Source organism: Nonomuraea lactucae (assembly GCF_003313395.1).
GTDB classification, from domain to species: domain Bacteria; phylum Actinomycetota; class Actinomycetes; order Streptosporangiales; family Streptosporangiaceae; genus Nonomuraea; species Nonomuraea lactucae.
Genome location: NZ_QNFZ01000064.1, coordinates 1 through 14467, shown reverse-complemented (window position 1 = coordinate 14467; position 14467 = coordinate 1). Strand labels below are relative to the sequence as shown.

The 14467-nt window shown below is 71.9% G+C and carries 17 protein-coding genes; 8 read left to right on the top strand and 9 right to left on the bottom strand.

What is annotated here, in order from left to right:
• The 5 genes from DQW85_RS05340 to DQW85_RS05325 all read right to left on the bottom strand — a co-directional run.
• Positions 1-503 (bottom strand): cytochrome d ubiquinol oxidase subunit II (locus DQW85_RS05340; protein ID WP_162794747.1); only part of this gene is annotated, 503 nt, incomplete at its 3' end.
• A gap of 10 nt (positions 504-513) precedes the next feature.
• Positions 514-666, bottom strand: a complete 153-nt coding sequence (locus tag DQW85_RS46535; RefSeq protein WP_240196940.1) for a hypothetical protein — start codon at positions 664-666, stop codon at positions 514-516.
• Positions 663-1763 carry a cytochrome ubiquinol oxidase subunit I gene (locus tag DQW85_RS05335; protein WP_240196939.1) on the bottom strand — a complete coding sequence of 367 codons (1101 nt, stop codon included), beginning with the start codon at positions 1761-1763 and terminating at the stop codon, positions 663-665. The genes DQW85_RS46535 and DQW85_RS05335 overlap by 4 nt, the downstream gene beginning before the upstream one ends.
• A gap of 115 nt (positions 1764-1878) precedes the next feature.
• Positions 1879-2547 carry a response regulator gene (locus tag DQW85_RS05330; protein ID WP_113699300.1) on the bottom strand — a complete coding sequence of 223 codons (669 nt, stop codon included), beginning with the start codon at positions 2545-2547 and terminating at the stop codon, positions 1879-1881.
• Between the two features lie 28 nt (positions 2548-2575).
• Positions 2576-3736, bottom strand: a complete 1161-nt coding sequence (locus tag DQW85_RS05325) for a sensor histidine kinase (protein ID WP_240196938.1) — start codon at positions 3734-3736, stop codon at positions 2576-2578.
• Between the two features lie 79 nt (positions 3737-3815).
• Between DQW85_RS05325 and DQW85_RS05320 the strand changes: the two genes are divergently transcribed.
• Complete coding sequence (locus DQW85_RS05320) at positions 3816-4028, top strand: hypothetical protein (protein WP_113699299.1); 213 nt, start codon at positions 3816-3818, stop codon at positions 4026-4028.
• 98 nt (positions 4029-4126) lie between these two features.
• Here the strand turns inward: DQW85_RS05320 and DQW85_RS05315 are convergent, their stop codons facing one another.
• Entirely contained in the window at positions 4127-5140 is a 1014-nt protein-coding gene (locus DQW85_RS05315) for a fatty acid desaturase family protein (protein WP_240196937.1), read from the bottom strand.
• 206 nt (positions 5141-5346) lie between these two features.
• Between DQW85_RS05315 and DQW85_RS05310 the strand changes: the two genes are divergently transcribed.
• Positions 5347-5742, top strand: a complete 396-nt coding sequence (locus tag DQW85_RS05310) for a PPOX class F420-dependent oxidoreductase (RefSeq protein ID WP_113699297.1) — start codon at positions 5347-5349, stop codon at positions 5740-5742.
• Position 5743: 1 nt separating this feature from the next.
• Here the strand turns inward: DQW85_RS05310 and DQW85_RS05305 are convergent, their stop codons facing one another.
• On the bottom strand, positions 5744-6913 hold the full coding sequence (locus DQW85_RS05305) for an FAD-dependent oxidoreductase (protein WP_205314892.1): 1170 nt from the start codon (positions 6911-6913) through the stop codon (positions 5744-5746).
• Here DQW85_RS05305 and DQW85_RS05300 point away from each other — a divergent pair.
• On the top strand, positions 6842-7498 hold the full coding sequence (locus tag DQW85_RS05300) for a TetR/AcrR family transcriptional regulator (RefSeq protein WP_275888174.1): 657 nt from the start codon (positions 6842-6844) through the stop codon (positions 7496-7498). The two genes, DQW85_RS05305 and DQW85_RS05300, sit on opposite strands and share 72 nt — an antisense overlap.
• 69 nt (positions 7499-7567) lie before the next feature.
• Here the strand turns inward: DQW85_RS05300 and DQW85_RS05295 are convergent, their stop codons facing one another.
• Complete coding sequence (locus tag DQW85_RS05295; RefSeq protein ID WP_113699296.1) at positions 7568-7780, bottom strand: hypothetical protein; 213 nt, start codon at positions 7778-7780, stop codon at positions 7568-7570.
• 675 nt (positions 7781-8455) lie between these two features.
• Here DQW85_RS05295 and DQW85_RS05290 point away from each other — a divergent pair.
• Positions 8456-10375, top strand: coding sequence for an ABC transporter ATP-binding protein (locus tag DQW85_RS05290; protein ID WP_240196936.1), 1920 nt, complete (start codon positions 8456-8458; stop codon positions 10373-10375).
• Between the two features lie 134 nt (positions 10376-10509).
• A complete protein-coding gene (locus DQW85_RS05285; protein WP_113699295.1) occupies positions 10510-11211 on the top strand; it encodes a dienelactone hydrolase family protein in 702 nt (233 codons plus the stop codon).
• On the opposite strand, the gene DQW85_RS05280 is transcribed toward DQW85_RS05285, so the two are convergent.
• Positions 11198-11959 (bottom strand): DUF429 domain-containing protein, encoded by a 762-nt coding sequence (locus DQW85_RS05280; RefSeq protein WP_113699294.1) that lies wholly within the window; start codon positions 11957-11959, stop codon positions 11198-11200. The genes DQW85_RS05285 and DQW85_RS05280 overlap by 14 nt on opposite strands.
• Before the next feature lie 111 nt (positions 11960-12070).
• Between DQW85_RS05280 and DQW85_RS05275 the strand changes: the two genes are divergently transcribed.
• From DQW85_RS05275 to DQW85_RS05265, 3 genes are all read left to right on the top strand, one after another.
• Complete coding sequence (locus DQW85_RS05275; protein WP_113699293.1) at positions 12071-13375, top strand: MFS transporter; 1305 nt, start codon at positions 12071-12073, stop codon at positions 13373-13375.
• A gap of 24 nt (positions 13376-13399) precedes the next feature.
• Positions 13400-14248, top strand: coding sequence for a LamB/YcsF family protein (locus tag DQW85_RS05270; RefSeq protein ID WP_113699292.1), 849 nt, complete (start codon positions 13400-13402; stop codon positions 14246-14248).
• Positions 14245-14467: carboxyltransferase domain-containing protein (locus DQW85_RS05265; RefSeq protein WP_162794745.1), on the top strand; the 223-nt coding region annotated here is incomplete at its 3' end. The genes DQW85_RS05270 and DQW85_RS05265, both read left to right, overlap by 4 nt.

Sequence of the window (14467 nt, the reverse complement as noted above, 5' to 3'; positions counted from 1 at the left end):
GGCCCCCCGCGCAGCCGCAGCGCGGCGAAGGCCAGCCCGTGCGTGGCGAACAGCGCGGCCATCACCAGCGCGGGCAGCAGGGCGACGGGCCCGCGGATGCCGAGCAGCACGTGGCTGAGCAGCCCGCCCCAGCTCAGCGCCAGCCCCCAGCTCCCGGCGACGACGGCCCCGTCCCAGAAGCGCCGCCATCCGGCGCCCGGCATCCGGCCGCGCAGCCACAGCCCCATGTCGCGGACGATCCAGGAGACCAGCAGCGTCACGACCAGCGAGTAGTCGCCGCTCAGCAGCTCGCCTTCCAGCTCGGGGAAGAGCCCGGCGAGCACGCCCGCGGCGGCCACCAGCCAGACCTCGTTGCCGAGGAAGAACGGCGCGATGGCGGCGATCACCTCGCGCCGCTCGCCGCCGGAGCGCCCCAGGTACGGCAGCAGCATGCCTACGCCGATGTCGGCCCCGGCCAGCACGAGGTAGCCGAGCGCGAAGAAGGCCAGGATGAAGATCTCCATGACGGGCTCCTCAGAAGGTCACGACGGGGGAGGGGGCGTCGATCGGGCGGTCGCCCAGCGTCACGGCCTCGGGCCCGCGGCGGGCGGTCCTGGCCAGCAGCCAGTAGTTGATCACGATGAGCGCGGCGAACACCGTCACGAACGCGGTCAGGGAGAACCTCATCTGCGCGTCCGTGACCGTGTCATCGCCTCGGCCGTCGTCAGCAGGCCGTACACGGCCCAGGGCTGGCGGCCCATCTCGCGGAAGACCCAGCCGGCGATCATGGCGACGAACGGCAGCGGCACCATCGCGGTCAGCAGCCGGTGCCAGAGGGTGAAGCGCAGCACCACCGGCCTGAACAGCATCAGCAGGAAGCTCGCGCCGGAGACGAAGAACAGCACCGCGAAGACCACCATCATCGTCATCCCGCCGGCCCGCACCCACTCGACCGGCGGCAGGTAGTCGCCGGGACCGTGGGCGGCCACCATCGCGGCCTGGGCCGCGGCGAGCCCCTCGGCGTCGCCCAGCCAGGCGGCCACCTTGGCCGGCTGCAGCGTCTCGAAGCCGAGGCCGCCGAACGTCGCGGTGAACAGCGTCGCGGGAAGCGCCACGGCGATCCCGATCCGCAGCGACTTGCGGAAGAGGTCCCGCTCGGCGGTGCGCTTGCGCAGGTGGTGGGCGCTGACCCCGGCCATGAAGTAGCCGCCCACGACCAGGGCGCCGCCGAGCACGTGGAAGAAGGCCACCCGCGCCGCCGGGTTGGCGACCATCGCGCCGAAGTCGGCGAGCCGCAGCGCGCCGCCGACCAGCTCGTGGCCCACCGGGTTCTGCAGGAAGCCGTTGGAGACCAGGATCCAGAAGGCCGAGGCGTAGGCCGTGAGCGTGACCACCCAGATCAGCGCCAGGTGCGCCCACCGGTTCAGCTTGTTCCAGCCGAAGATCCACAGGCCCAGGAAGGTGGACTCGACGAAGAAGGCCACCAGCGTCTCGATCGCCAGCGCGGCGCCGAACACATTGCCCGCGAACTCCGTCAGCCCGCTCCACGACAGGCCGAGCTGGAACTCCATCACGAGGCCGGTGACGATGCCCATCGCGTAGTTGATGACGTAGAGCTGGCCCCAGAACCTCGTCATCCGCGTGTGCACCGGGCTGCGGGTGAGCGTCGCCCTGGTCTGGATGACGGCCACCAGCGTCACGAGGCCCAGGGTCAGCGCGACGAACAGGAAGTGCGCGCCGGCCGTGAGGGCGAACTGCACGCGGGCGAGGTCCACGGTTTCCATGCCGGAGAGCATCCGGGTACGGATCGCCGCGCCGCGTCATGCCGGGGTAGGCGATCGGCGTACATCTCCGGTGCCGGGGAACCGCCCGGCGTACCACCCAGGGTGTAGGGGCGGGTCAGGGCGTGAGCCACCCCGGAGTGATCATGCCGGCCTCGTAGGCGAGCACCACGAGCTGGGCCCGGTCGCGCGCGCCCAGTTTGGTCATGATGCGGCTCACGTGCGTCTTGGCTGTGGCGGGGCTGAGCACGAGCCGGTCGGCGATCTCGTCGTTGGACAGGCCCGCCGCGACCAGTGCCATGACCTCCCGCTCGCGCTCGGTCAGCGAGTTGAGCTCGGGACCGGGCTCGGGCCGCTTGACCCGGCCCGCGAACTCCGCGATCAGCCGCCGGGTGATCGAGGGCGCGATGAGGGCGTCGCCCCTGGCCACGACCCGGACCGCGTGGATGAGTTCGGCCGGTTCGGTGTCCTTGACCAGGAAGCCGCCGGCGCCTGACCGCAGCGCGCCGTACACGTAGTCGTCGAGGTCGAACGTGGTCAAGATGATCACCCGGACGCCGTCGAGCCGGGGGTCGGCGACGATCCGGCGGGTCGCCTCCAGGCCGTCCAGCTCCGGCATCCGGATGTCCATGAGCACCACGTCCGGGCGGAGCTCGCGAGCCCTGGCCACGGCGTCCGCGCCGTTGGCGGCCTCGGCCACCACCTCGATGTCGTCCTCGTCGCTGAGGATGGACCGGAACCCGGCGCGTACGAGGTTCTGGTCGTCTGCGAGGAGTACGCGGATCATCGGGCTCCGTTCGCTCGGCGCACGCCGGTCATGCGGCGCCGTTCAGAGGGCCGTTCAGAGGGCCGTTCAGGGGGCCGTTCAGGGGCAGGTCGGCGACGACGCGGAAGCCGCCCTCGGGCCGGGGACCCGCCTCGAGCGTGCCGCCCAGGGCGGTGGCGCGCTCGCGCATGCCCCGCACGCCGTAGCCGGTGCCCCCGGTGTACGCCGTGCCAGGGCCGTCGTCCTCCACCCGGATCACGATATGGCCGGATCCGCTGGCGATGTTCAGCTTGGCCGCGGAGGCCCCGGAGTGCCGGGAGACGTTCGTCAGCGCCTCGCGGATGATGCGGGTCGCGGCCAGGTCCACCTCGGTCGGCACCTCGTCCAGCGGCCCGGACAGCTCGGTCGTGACCCGCAGGCCGCTCGCCGCGACCAGCGCGTCGATCCTGGCCAGGCTGTCGGAAGGCGCGGTCGGCGCGCCCTCGTCGACCTGCCGCAGCACGCCGAGCGTGGTGCGCAGCTCGCGCAGCGTCTCCTTGCTCGTCTCCTTGATGGTCCTGAGCGCGGCCTCGGCCTCTTCAGGGCGCTTGCCCAGCCCGTGCAGCGCCGCCGCGGCCTGCACGTTGATCATCGAGATGTTGTGCCCGATCACGTCGTGCAGCTCCCGGGCGATGCGCAGCCGCTCCTCGCTCGCCCGCCGCCTGGCCTCCTCCTCCTTGGTGTGCTCGGCCTCGCGCGCGCGCCGCTCGGCCTCCTGGAGGTACGCGCGCCGGTTGCGGGTGACCCCGCCGAACGCGATGCAGGCCACCATCCAGCCGGTGATCAGTATGAACATGCTGTCGTCCACGTGCCTGACCCCGCCGGTCTCACCGAGGGCCGTGGCGAGCAGGGACGCGGACCCGGTGGCGATGGCGGCGACGAGGTGACCCTGGTCGGCAGCGGTGAAGAGGACGAGGAACGACAGGACGATCAGCGGGCCGTCCAGGGCCGCGAGACGGTAGTAGACGTCGACCGAGACCACCACCGTGATGAGCGCGGCCACGGGGTGCCGCCTGCGCGCCAGTGTGCCGCCCGCCGCCACCAGCGGAAGGAGGACGTCGAGGAGCCCCGGCGACGTGCCCGGCTGGAACAGTGCCGTGGCGAGCGTGCCGCCCAGCACGGCGACGACCGCCGCGAGGGACACGATCACGCCGGCCGGTAACCTCCGCATGCGCCCATTCTGCACGGGTCCGGGCAGGCGGGGTCTGCCGCCGGGGTGCGGGCGGGCCGCGTCTGGGTAGAGGCGGGGGATGAGCACAGACGAGGAACTGCGGCAGATCGAAGAGGATCTGGCCAGGCTGCGGGCCCAGAACAAGGAAGTGCGGGAGCAGATCGGCGAGATCGGCGCCACCGATCCGATCGAGATCGGCGCGATGATCGCCATGGCCGACGAGCAGGACCAGCTGATCGCCGAGTTGGAGCTGCGGCGCGACGAGCTGCGCAGGCGGCTCGCGCAGAGCTGACTGGACGACCGTCGAGCGGCCTCTGCCCGGAAGCGGACCACCGTCGAGCGGCCTCTGCCTCCAAGCGGCCCCCCGCTGTGCCGGGCGGACGTCCCGGCTCAGCGGAGTGCCGCGCCGACCTCGTGCAGGTGCCGGAGCGCCTGGCCGTACGAGGTGACCAGCCCGGTCTCCAGGTAGCCGACGCCGATCTCCGCGCAGTATCGCTGGACGATCGGCTGCGCGCGCCGCAGGTTGGGCGCCGGCATGTTGGGGAACAGGTGGTGCTCGATCTGGTAGTTGAGCTGGCCGAGCAGCACGTCGGTCAGCGGCCCGCCCCTCACGTTCCGCGAGGTCAGCACCTGCTTGCGGAGGAAGTCGAGTTTGTCGTCCTTTGTCAGGACGGGCATGCCCTTGTGGTTGGGGGCGAACGTGGCGCCGAGGTAGAGGCCGAAGAGGCCCTGGTGCACCAGCAGGAACACCACGGCCTTGCCCACCGGCAGCACGGCGAGGACGGCGCCGAAGTAGACCGCGAAGTGCGCCAGCATCAGCACCGCCTCCACGCCCCGGCGCTTCATCGCCGGGTCCGCCAGCGCCCGGAAGCTCGCGATGTGCAGGTGCCAGGCCTCCAGCGTGAGCAGCGGGAAGAACAAGTAGGCCTGCCACCTCGCCACGAACCGGGGCAGCCCGCTGCTCCGCGCCGCCTGCTCGGTCGACCAGACGATCACCGCGGGGGAGACGTCGGGGTCGTGGTCCTCGTGGTTGGGGTTGGCGTGGTGGCGATTGTGCTTGGCGTTCCACCACCCCCATCCGAGGCCGACGCCGAGATTTCCGATCACCAGCCCCACCAGGTCGCTCGGCCGGCGGGTCCGGAAGACCTGGCGGTGGCCCAGGTCGTGCGCGAGGAACCCGAACTGCGCGAAGATCACGGCGAGCAGCGCGGCCACGAGGACCTGCAGCCACGAGTCGCCCACCCACCAGAACAGCGCCCAGCCTCCGAGGTAGGCGACCACGGCCAGGCTGAACCGTACCGCGTAGTAGACGGGACGCCGGTCCAGCAGACCGGCGTCGTTGATCTTCCTGGCCAGGCGGGCGAAGTCGCTGCCCCGGGCCTCCACAGTGACTGGCTCGGCCACCGGTCTCCTCACGTCGTCGTGCAAGCTGCCCCTACCTTGGCGCATTCGCCGCGCGCGCGATAGGCCGTGGCACGACATCACATGATGTCCGCCACCTGGTTGGTCACACCGGTGTTCCGCTGGAACACGGAAGTGCCCTCTTCCGCGGGCGGCCATGGTTACAGATCATGAACGCTGTAACAGACAGTATTGCGAGGGAGCCCGTCATGACGGTCACGTTCGACGACGCCACACGCGAGCTGCTCGACGGGAGGAACTTCGCCACCGTGGCGACGCTCAACCCCGACGGCAGCCCGCAGACTTCGGTGGTGTGGATCGCGCGCGACGGGGACACGGTGTCGTTCTCCAGCACGACCGGCCGCCAGAAGACCCGCAACCTGAGCAGGGACCCGCGGGTCGGCCTCACGGTCTTCGACACCGGCAACCCGTACCGCTCGGTGGAGATCCGCGGCACCGCCGAGGTGCTCGCCGACCCTGACAAGACCCTGCCCAAGCGGTTGTCGCACAAGTACCTGGGCGAGGATCCCCCGGTGGAGCCCGGCGACGTGGTCCGCGTGATCGTCCGGATCAGCCCGCTCCGGGTCAACGGGTTCTCCGCGTAGCTCAGGAGAACACCCTGGCCTTGAGCGCCGGGAACCGCTGCGCCGTGCGCAGGAACGCCTTGAAGCCCAGCCTCGCCGGCTTGTTGTCGCCGACGAACTGCTGGGCCGCGCGCAGCGAGTCGCGCACGGCCGCGAAGCCGTACTCCCGCATCCGGTCCTCGTACCGGGCGATGGCCTCTACCGGCTCGCGCCCGCCGGTGAGCGCCTGGCAGAGGAGGTGGGCGTCGCGAAGCGCGGTGTTGGCCCCGATGCCGCGCATCGGCGTCATGCTGTGGATGGCGTCGCCGAGCAGGGTGATGGTGGTGGCCCGCCACGGCTCGATCGGGATCGAGGTGCGGATCGGCAGCAGCGAGACGGTGTCGGGGTCGGACATGGCGACCATGCGGCGCAGGTCGGGGTGCCAGGAGCTGATCAGGCGCTCCACGGAGGCCTTGAGCTGATCGCCGGACATACCGGAGAGGTCGCCCGGGAACCGGCCCTGCGCCGCGCCGACGGCCCACAGCACGTAGCTGCCGGCGTTGTCCATCCGCGCGCCGTCCTGCTCGGTCACCCCGATGCCGCCCACAGGCGCGGTGCCGTCCAGGTCGTGCGGGGCGCAGAACATGCCGAGGCCCTTCGGCGGGATGACGGTGTTCGGGCCGTCGGTCAGCCGCCGCGCGACGAGCTCTCTCGTCCCGCGGGTCAGCGGGAACTTGCCGGCCACCGTGGTGATGCCGGTGTCGACGCGCCTGGCGTGCGGCAGGTACTGGCCCCGCACCCGGGAATTGCCGCCGTCGGCGGCCACCACGATGGCGGCCGTCTGGCTGGTGCCGTCGGCGAAGAACAGCTCGATCCGTCCGTCCGGCCGCCGTTCGTAGCGTTCGAACGTCTTGCCGAACCGAACGGTCTCCTCCATCCCGGACAGCAGTATCTGCCGGAGCGTGATGCGGCTGACCGAATGGTGGCCGTCGGCCGGATCGGCCGCCGCGGGGGTTTCCAGCAGCGCGAGCCGCTCCAGCCGTTCCGTGAGGAAGCCGAAGTCCTGGCCGCCCCGCCCGGTCGTGTCGAGGAACGCCTGCCAGGACTCGGGCGGCAGGCAGTCGTGCAGGGCGCGGGCGCCATGGGGGTCGATGTGCACCCGGTAGCCCTGGAGCCGGTCGGCCGGGGTGCGGTCCCGCTCGTAGACGGTCACCCGCCCGCCCGCCTTGACCAACCCCTGGGCCAGGCAGAGCCCGCCGATCCCGCCAAGGGGTTCGCGGGGGCGCGGGTGAGCGAGATCGCCGCCGGTGCCGGAGTGAACAAGCAGCTGATTTCCTACTACTTCGGCGGCAAGGAGGGCCTCTATGAGGCGTTGACCGGCCGCTGGCAGAGCGAGGAGAGCACGTTCGCCGATCCGGACACCCCGCTGGGGCGGCTCGTCGCGGACTACGTCCGGGCCAACACCGCCCACCGGGACTTCGGCAAGCTCATGATCTGGCAGGGGCTCACGGACGACGGCCCGCCGGACCCGGGCATGGACGAGGACGTACGGCGCAACGTGGAGCGGCTGCGCGGCAGGCAGGAGGCCGGAGAGCTGCCCGCCGACGTCGATCCGGCCGCCGTGCTGGTGATGCTGTTCGCGGTGGCCTCGGCGGGCATCTCGTTCCCGCGGCTGGTCAGGGCCGCCGTGGGCCTCGACCCGGCCTCACCCGAGTTCGCCGCCTACTTCGCGGAGCAGGTGGAGCGGCTGGTCGGCCACCTGGGCGACCACCCCGGCCCGGAGGGGCGGCGAGCGTAGAGGTTCGCGGGCAGGCCGACGACGCCCGCCCGTGCCGGGCCGGCCGCGGGATCGAGCTCGCGAAGGGCGTCAGGACGCCCGGAGCTGGTCGAAGAGCTGGAGCGCGGCCTGGCGCACGTCGTCGGGAGCGAGCCCGTCGAGCGTCTTCCTGGCCTGGTCGGTGTCGCGGGTCGTGGCCAGCGTGATGGCCACGGACGCCGCCGCCGCACGGTCCAGCGATCCCGCTGGGGCGGCGTCCGCCAGCTCCTGGGCGCTCGCGGCGAGGTCGAGGTTGTCTGTCAAAGGGCCTCCTCGGATGCGTACGGCACGGCCCATTGCATCACCTGGAGTCGTGCTCCATCCACCATTCGTGCCATTCGTGGCTCGCCTACCCGGCGCTCCGCGTGTCACGCGTCCCGGAACGGCCCCCGGGCGCGGCCCTGTGGGCGTTCATGCCAAGGGCCCGTCGATTGGTCCCTGGGCGTGTCCCGCGCGCGGGCGAGGGGCGCGTACTCATGCGGTCCCGAAATACGCGCCGCGGCCCTCTCTCGATGCCACTCGCGAGTGCCGTGGTCAGTCAGGCTTCGCCACCCGACACCGCCTATGTTGACATTTTCGTAAAACGCCGGTTTACCTCCCCCTTATGGGCCTGACGAGGCTTGACACGCCTCGTCAACCCTGGTCGAGGGCCGTGTTGAAGGTTAAACCATCCCATGAGTAACGGCACGGCGACGAACGTTTGCAAGGCATTTACCACCCCCGCGCAACCGGCCCTTTCTGCGGCGTGTCCGGTCAAGTCTCATTTAATGAATGAAATTAGTAGTGATTTGCGTGGGTGTGAGTGCTAACGTCCCGTTTTGAAATGAAAGTCCCGATCACGGGGGGAGAGGGAGCTATGACGCTCAAGACCGGGTTCCGAGCGAACTGGGGCGGCGGCTGCTGCCGTCGTCGCCGCTGGGGTGGCTGTGGCGGCCGCTGGTGGGGCGGCGGTTGCCGTCGTCGCCGCTGGGGTGGCTGTGGCGGCCGCTGGTGGGGCGGCGGTTGTGGCGGCGGCTGGGGCGGCTGTGGCTGGCGCCGCCGGGGGTGGTGGTGGTAACAGCGCCAAGTGAGGGCCGGCGGGTCACCCGCCGGCTCTCGCTGCTCTCTGTCAGGAGCCGCGCTGAGCGCCCGCTGCTCGCGCCGGCGGAGTCCATCCGCCGGACGTTCCGCGAGTTCTGGCCGGGCACGCGCGGACTGCGCTGGCTGTTCGCGGCCGGCGGGGCGTTCGCGATCGCGGCGGCCCTCTGCGAGGTCGCCGCCATCGCCCTGTTCGGCCGCATCACCGACGAGGTGCTGGCGACGCGGGATCTGGGGGCCTTCTGGAGGCCCGCGCTGGCCTGGCTGGGCCTCGCGGTGCTGAGCGGGGTGGCCGCGTTCGCCGGCTCGTACATCACCGCCCTCGCGGCGGAGCGCTTCCTGCTGAACCTGCGAGACCGGATTTTCGCCCACGTCCAGTCGCTCACCCCGGACTTCTTCGAGAACCGGAAGCTCGGCGACCTGATGGCCAGGCTCACCGACGACATCGAGGCCATCGAGGAGCTCGTGGGATCCGGCCTGGTGAAGGTGATCACCACCCTGGCCAGCGTCGTCTTCTTCGCCGGAGCGGCCTTCTTCGTCCGGTGGGACCTCGCGCTGATCACGATGGCGCTGATCCCCGCGTTCCTCGTGGTGTCGAAGGTCTTCGCGAGCAGGTTCAGGACCGCCGCCGCCAGCGAGCGGCTGAGCAACGGCGCGATGAACAGCGTCATCGAGGAGAGCCTGGCCAACCAGTCGCTGGTGCAGGCGTACAACCGCCAGGCGACCGAGTCCAGGCGGCTGCACAAGGAGGGGCAGGGCTGGCTGCTCGCCAACCTGTCGCAGGCCAGGCTGGCGGGCACGTACGGGCCGCTGGTCCAGGTCATCGAGACCATCTGCATGATCGTCATCCTCGGCTTCGGCGCGTGGGAGATCGCCGCCGGCCGGCTCACGCTGGGCGGCCTGCTGGCCTTCGCCGCGTACCTGGCGCTGCTCTACCCGGCCGTGCAGTCCCTGGGGGAGATCGCGCTGACCGTGTCGGAGGCCGCGGCCGGCTCCGACCGGGTCATGGAGATCCTCAAGGCCCGGCCGGCCGTCTCCGACCGCCGTACGGCCATCACGCTCGTCTCCAGGAGCCGTGGGCACGTCGAGTTCGAGAACGTCGGCTTCACCTACCCGAACCGCAGGCGGCCGACGCTCCACGACCTGTCGTTCACCGCCGCGCCGGGCGACATCGTCGTCTGCACCGGTCCCAGCGGCGCGGGCAAGTCCACCCTGGCCAAGCTGCTGCTGAGGTTCTACGACCCGGACGCCGGCCGCGTCCTGCTGGACGGCGTCGACATCCGCGACCTGACGCGGGCGTCGCTCCGCGACAACATCACGATCCTGCACCAGGAGAGCATGCTGTTCTCCGGGACGGTGCGGGAGAACATCGCATACGGCCGTCCGGGCGCCACGCCCGACCAGGTGATCCGGGCCGCGGAGCTCGCCGGTGTGCACGACTTCGTCAGCACGCTGCCACGCGGGTACGAGACGCCGGTCGGCCAGCGCGGCAGGCTGCTGTCCGGGGGGCAGCGGCAGCGCGTCGCGATAGCCAGGGCGCTCGTCCGAGACGCGCCCGTGCTGGTGCTCGACGAGCCGATGACCGGGCTGGACGAGGCGACGGCCGCACGGATCATGGAGCCGCTGCGACGGCTCATGGCCGGGCGGACGACGATCCTCATCACGCACGACCTGCGGCACGTCCCGCAGGGGGCGCGCACGATCGTGCTGGAGCCGGCCCGCCGCAGGGACCGCATCCGCCTCAGGCGCACGGGCGTCCGCCCCCTGATCAGATCTGTCTGAAAACCATTCGCGACCGCGAGCGTGCCGTCCTCACGCTCGCGGTCGTCCTGTCGCCGGGAACGCGGTCATGCGCAGCCTCGCCGGTCCCGGGGTTCCGGGGCCGGCGGGCGTAGTGTGGATGGAGGGGGACGGCCATGACAGTCATGGAAGAGAGCCTGCGCGTCCCTGTGGCCGACGTGGTCCTGGACGCGGACGTCGCCACGCCCGACGACCCGAGGGGCGTGGTGCTGTTCGCGCACGGCAGCGGCAGCAGCCGCCACAGCCCGCGCAACCGCTACGTCGCGGCGCACCTCCAGGCGGCCGGGCTGGCCACCGTGCTCGCCGACCTGCTGACCCCGGCCGAGGAACGGCTCGACTCGGTGACCCGGGAGCTCAGGTTCGACATCACCCTGCTCGCCGACCGGATGACCGAGCTGGTCGACTGGGCGGTGGTGACCGACTGGACCGGGCCCGGTCCGCCCACGGAGGGCGCGCGCACCATCACGCCGGACGGACGGAGCGGGTCACCCCCCATCGGGCTGTTCGGCGCGAGCACCGGCGCGGCGGCGGCGCTCGTCGCGGCCGCCAGGCGGCCCACCACCGTGCGGGCGATCGTGTCGAGAGGCGGCCGCCCCGACCTGGCCGGCGACGCGCTGCCCAAGATGCACCAGCCCACCCTGCTCATCGTCGGCGGGAACGACACGGTGGTCATCGAGCTCAACCGCCAGGCGGTGCGGCTGGTGGGCGGCGAGGCCCGGCTGGAGATCGTGCCGGGCGCGTCGCACCTGTTCGAGGAGTCCGGCGCCCTCGAAGAGGTGGCCCGCCTGGCCGCCGACTGGTTCGTCACCCGCCTGTAGGTGACGGCCGGAGCCGGTCCAGGGGCGTGGTGGGCAGCGCGATCCACCCTTCGGCGCGCGCCGCCTCGTCCTGCTCGCCCACCGGTACGGTCACCAGGTCCAGGGCCGACGCGCGGGCGGCGAGCGCGGCGACGACGGCGTCGGTGGCGTCGTCGGAGGCCCGGCAGATCCCCTCGTACGCGCCGAGGTCCAGCCAGGGGGCCGCGGCCTGGAGCGCGTCGACGAGTTGACCGAGCGCGACCAGGTTGGCGGCGCGCTTGTACCCCTTGTACGGCAACCGCCACCGCTTCAGCGAGGCCGCCGGGTAGACCTCGACCACGGCGCCCCGGCCCCGCCTGTCGACCGGCCGCCCCCGCCGTGCCAGCTCCGCCAGCAGGCCGGCGCAGCGCATGCTCGCGTGCCCGATGCGGTCGGCGGACACGCTCAGCGGCGTGAGCCCGGTCACCTCGTGGACCACCTGATCGGTGACCCGGAGCGCCAGGTCCCGGCGCCAGGCGCGCCCCGCGAGCCCCTCCGGCACCTGGACGTGGCCGGCCCGGTGAGCGGTGACGAAGTCGACGAACCTGTCCGGCCAGCCGAGCGGGCAGTCGAACCCTGACTTGTCCGCCCCCAGCACCGCCTCGACGAGGAGGCCGTCGTCCGCCCGGATCTCCAGCCTGTCGAGCCGGGCGCCGCCCGCCGACCAGTCGAGCCACGCCACGGCGGTCCTGGCCGCCTCGGCCGCGAGATCGATGCCGACCGTCAGCATCCCTTCACGATAGGGCCTCCCGAAAATCTTGGCGCCCAAGCCTTGTCGGATCGTTGAACAATCCTTATGTTGAACGCAACGACCCCTCCCCGCTGAGCAGCGAGGCTCGCCATGACACACTCGTCCACACCCCCACCAGCCACCGGTGTCCGCACGGACGGCGCGGACGGCGCCGAAGGCCTGGCGGCGGCCGGTCCCTTCGCCTGGTACACGACCCTCGGCCGCAACGGCCGTAAGGCGTTCAAGGGCGCCTTCCTCGGCTTCGGGCTCGACTCCTACGACTTCTGGGTGCTCCCGCTCGGCCTGGTCGCGATCGCCGCCACCTTCGGCCTCGACAAGCCGCAGACCGGCCTGCTGGCCACCGCCACCCTGGTGTTCTCCGCGTTCGGCGGCGTCATCGCGGGCGTGCTCGCCGACCGGATCGGCCGCTCGCGCACGCTCATGGTGACCGTGGTCACGTACGCCGTCTTCACCGCCCTGTGCGGCGTCGCCCAGAACTACGAGACCCTGCTCGTCTTCCGCGCCCTGCAGGGCCTCGGCTTCGGCGGCGAGTGGGCGGCCGGGGCGATCCTGGTCGCCGAGTACGCGCGGGCCAGGCACCGCGGCCGCGCGGTCGCGATGATCCAGAGCTCGTGGGCCGTGGGCTGGGGCGTCGCCGTGCTGGTCTCCACACTCGTGTTCAGCCTCTTCGAGCAGGGCCTCGCCTGGCGGGTGCTGTTCCTCACCGGCGCGCTGCCCGCCCTGCTGGTGATCTACGTACGGCGCAGCGTCACCGACGCACCCGCCGCCGCCGAGAAGCGGGAGCGCGCCCCCCGCGCCTCGCTCCTGGAGATCTTCAAAGGCGATCTGGCCGGCCGGACGCTGTTCGCGGCCATCCTCGCCACCGGGGTGCAGGGCGGCTACTACACGCTGGCCACGTGGGTGCCCACCTACCTCAAGACCGAGCGCGGCCTGTCGGTGATCGGCACCGGCGGCTACCTCGCCTTCCTCATCACCGGCGCGTTCGCCGGCTACCTGACCGGCGGCTACTTCACCGACCGGATCGGCCGCAAGAACACCTTCGCCATCTTCGCCGCCCTCAGCGGGACGCTCATCATGCTCTACACGCAGCTGCCGGCCGACGCCAACGCGTACGTGCTGTTCCTGGGCTTCCCGCTCGGCTTCTGCTCGTCCGCGATCTTCAGCGGGTTCGGCGCGTACCTGTCCGAGCTGTATCCCGCCCACGTCCGGGGCACCGGCCAGGGCTTCACCTACAACGTGGGGCGCGGCGTGGGCGCGTTCTTCCCGGCCGCCATCGGCTACCTGGCAACCACCTACAGCGTGGGCGGCGCGATGGCCTTCGGCGCCATGGCCTACGGCATCGCACTGCTGGCGCTGCTCGGGCTGCCGGAGACCCGGGCCGGCGAACTGCACTGACCCGCCTCGACCTTGGAGCCGACCGTGCCCGTACTCCGCATCGACCTCAACTCCGACCTGGGGGAGGGGTTCGGCCCCTGGGAGCTCGGTGACGACGAGACCCTCCTGTCGATCGTCACCAGCGCGAACGTGGCCTGCGGGTTCCACGCCGGGGATCCGTCGATCATGCGTACCACCTGCGAGACCGCCGCCCGGCGGGGCGTGGCGATCGGCGCCCACGTGGGCTACCGCGACCTCGCCGGCTTCGGCAGGAGGTTCGTCGACGTGCCGCTCCGGGATCTGGCCGACGACGTCCTCTACCAGATCGGCGCCCTGGACGCCTTCGCCCGCGCCGCCGGGAGCAGGGTCCGCTACGTCAAGCCGCACGGCGCGCTCTACAACGCGATCGTTCGCCACGAGGCGCAGGCGGGCGCCGTCGTGGCGGCCGTCCGCGCCTACGACGCCGGCCTGCCGGTGCTCGGCCTGCCCGGTTCGGAGTGGCTGCGCCAGGCCGCGCGGGCCGGCCTCCCCACGGTGACCGAGTGTTTCGCCGACCGCGCGTACACCCCGGAGGGCACGCTCGTGCCGCGCGGACGGCCGGGCGCGGTGCTCCACGACCCCGAGCAGGTGGCCGGGCGCTGCGTGCGCATGGCGCGCGGCGAGCCGATCGAGGCGGCCGACGGCACCCCGTTGAGCGTGCGCGCCGAGTCGATCTGCGTGCACGGCGACAGCCCGGGAGCCGTGGACCTGGCCCGCGCTGTGCGCCGGGCGCTGCACGAGCACGGCATCGAGACCGCGCCGTTCGCGGGCATCGAGACCGCGCCGTTCGCGGGCATGGAGACCGCGCCGTCGGCCGGGTTCGAGACCGCGCCGTTGGCCGGGGAGGCCCGATGACGAGCCTGCGCCGCTTCGGTGACACCGCGCTGCTGGTGGAGCTCGACGGCCTGGAGGAGGTCGTCGCCCTCTACGACTCACTGACCGCGGAGCCCGTGCCCGGAGTCACCGACATCCTCCCGGCGGCGCGCACCCTGCTGATCCGCTTCGCCCGGCCCGCCGATGCCGGCGCCGTCGAGTCCGCCGTCGAGTCCGCCGTCCGGGCCGCGCGCCCGGCCG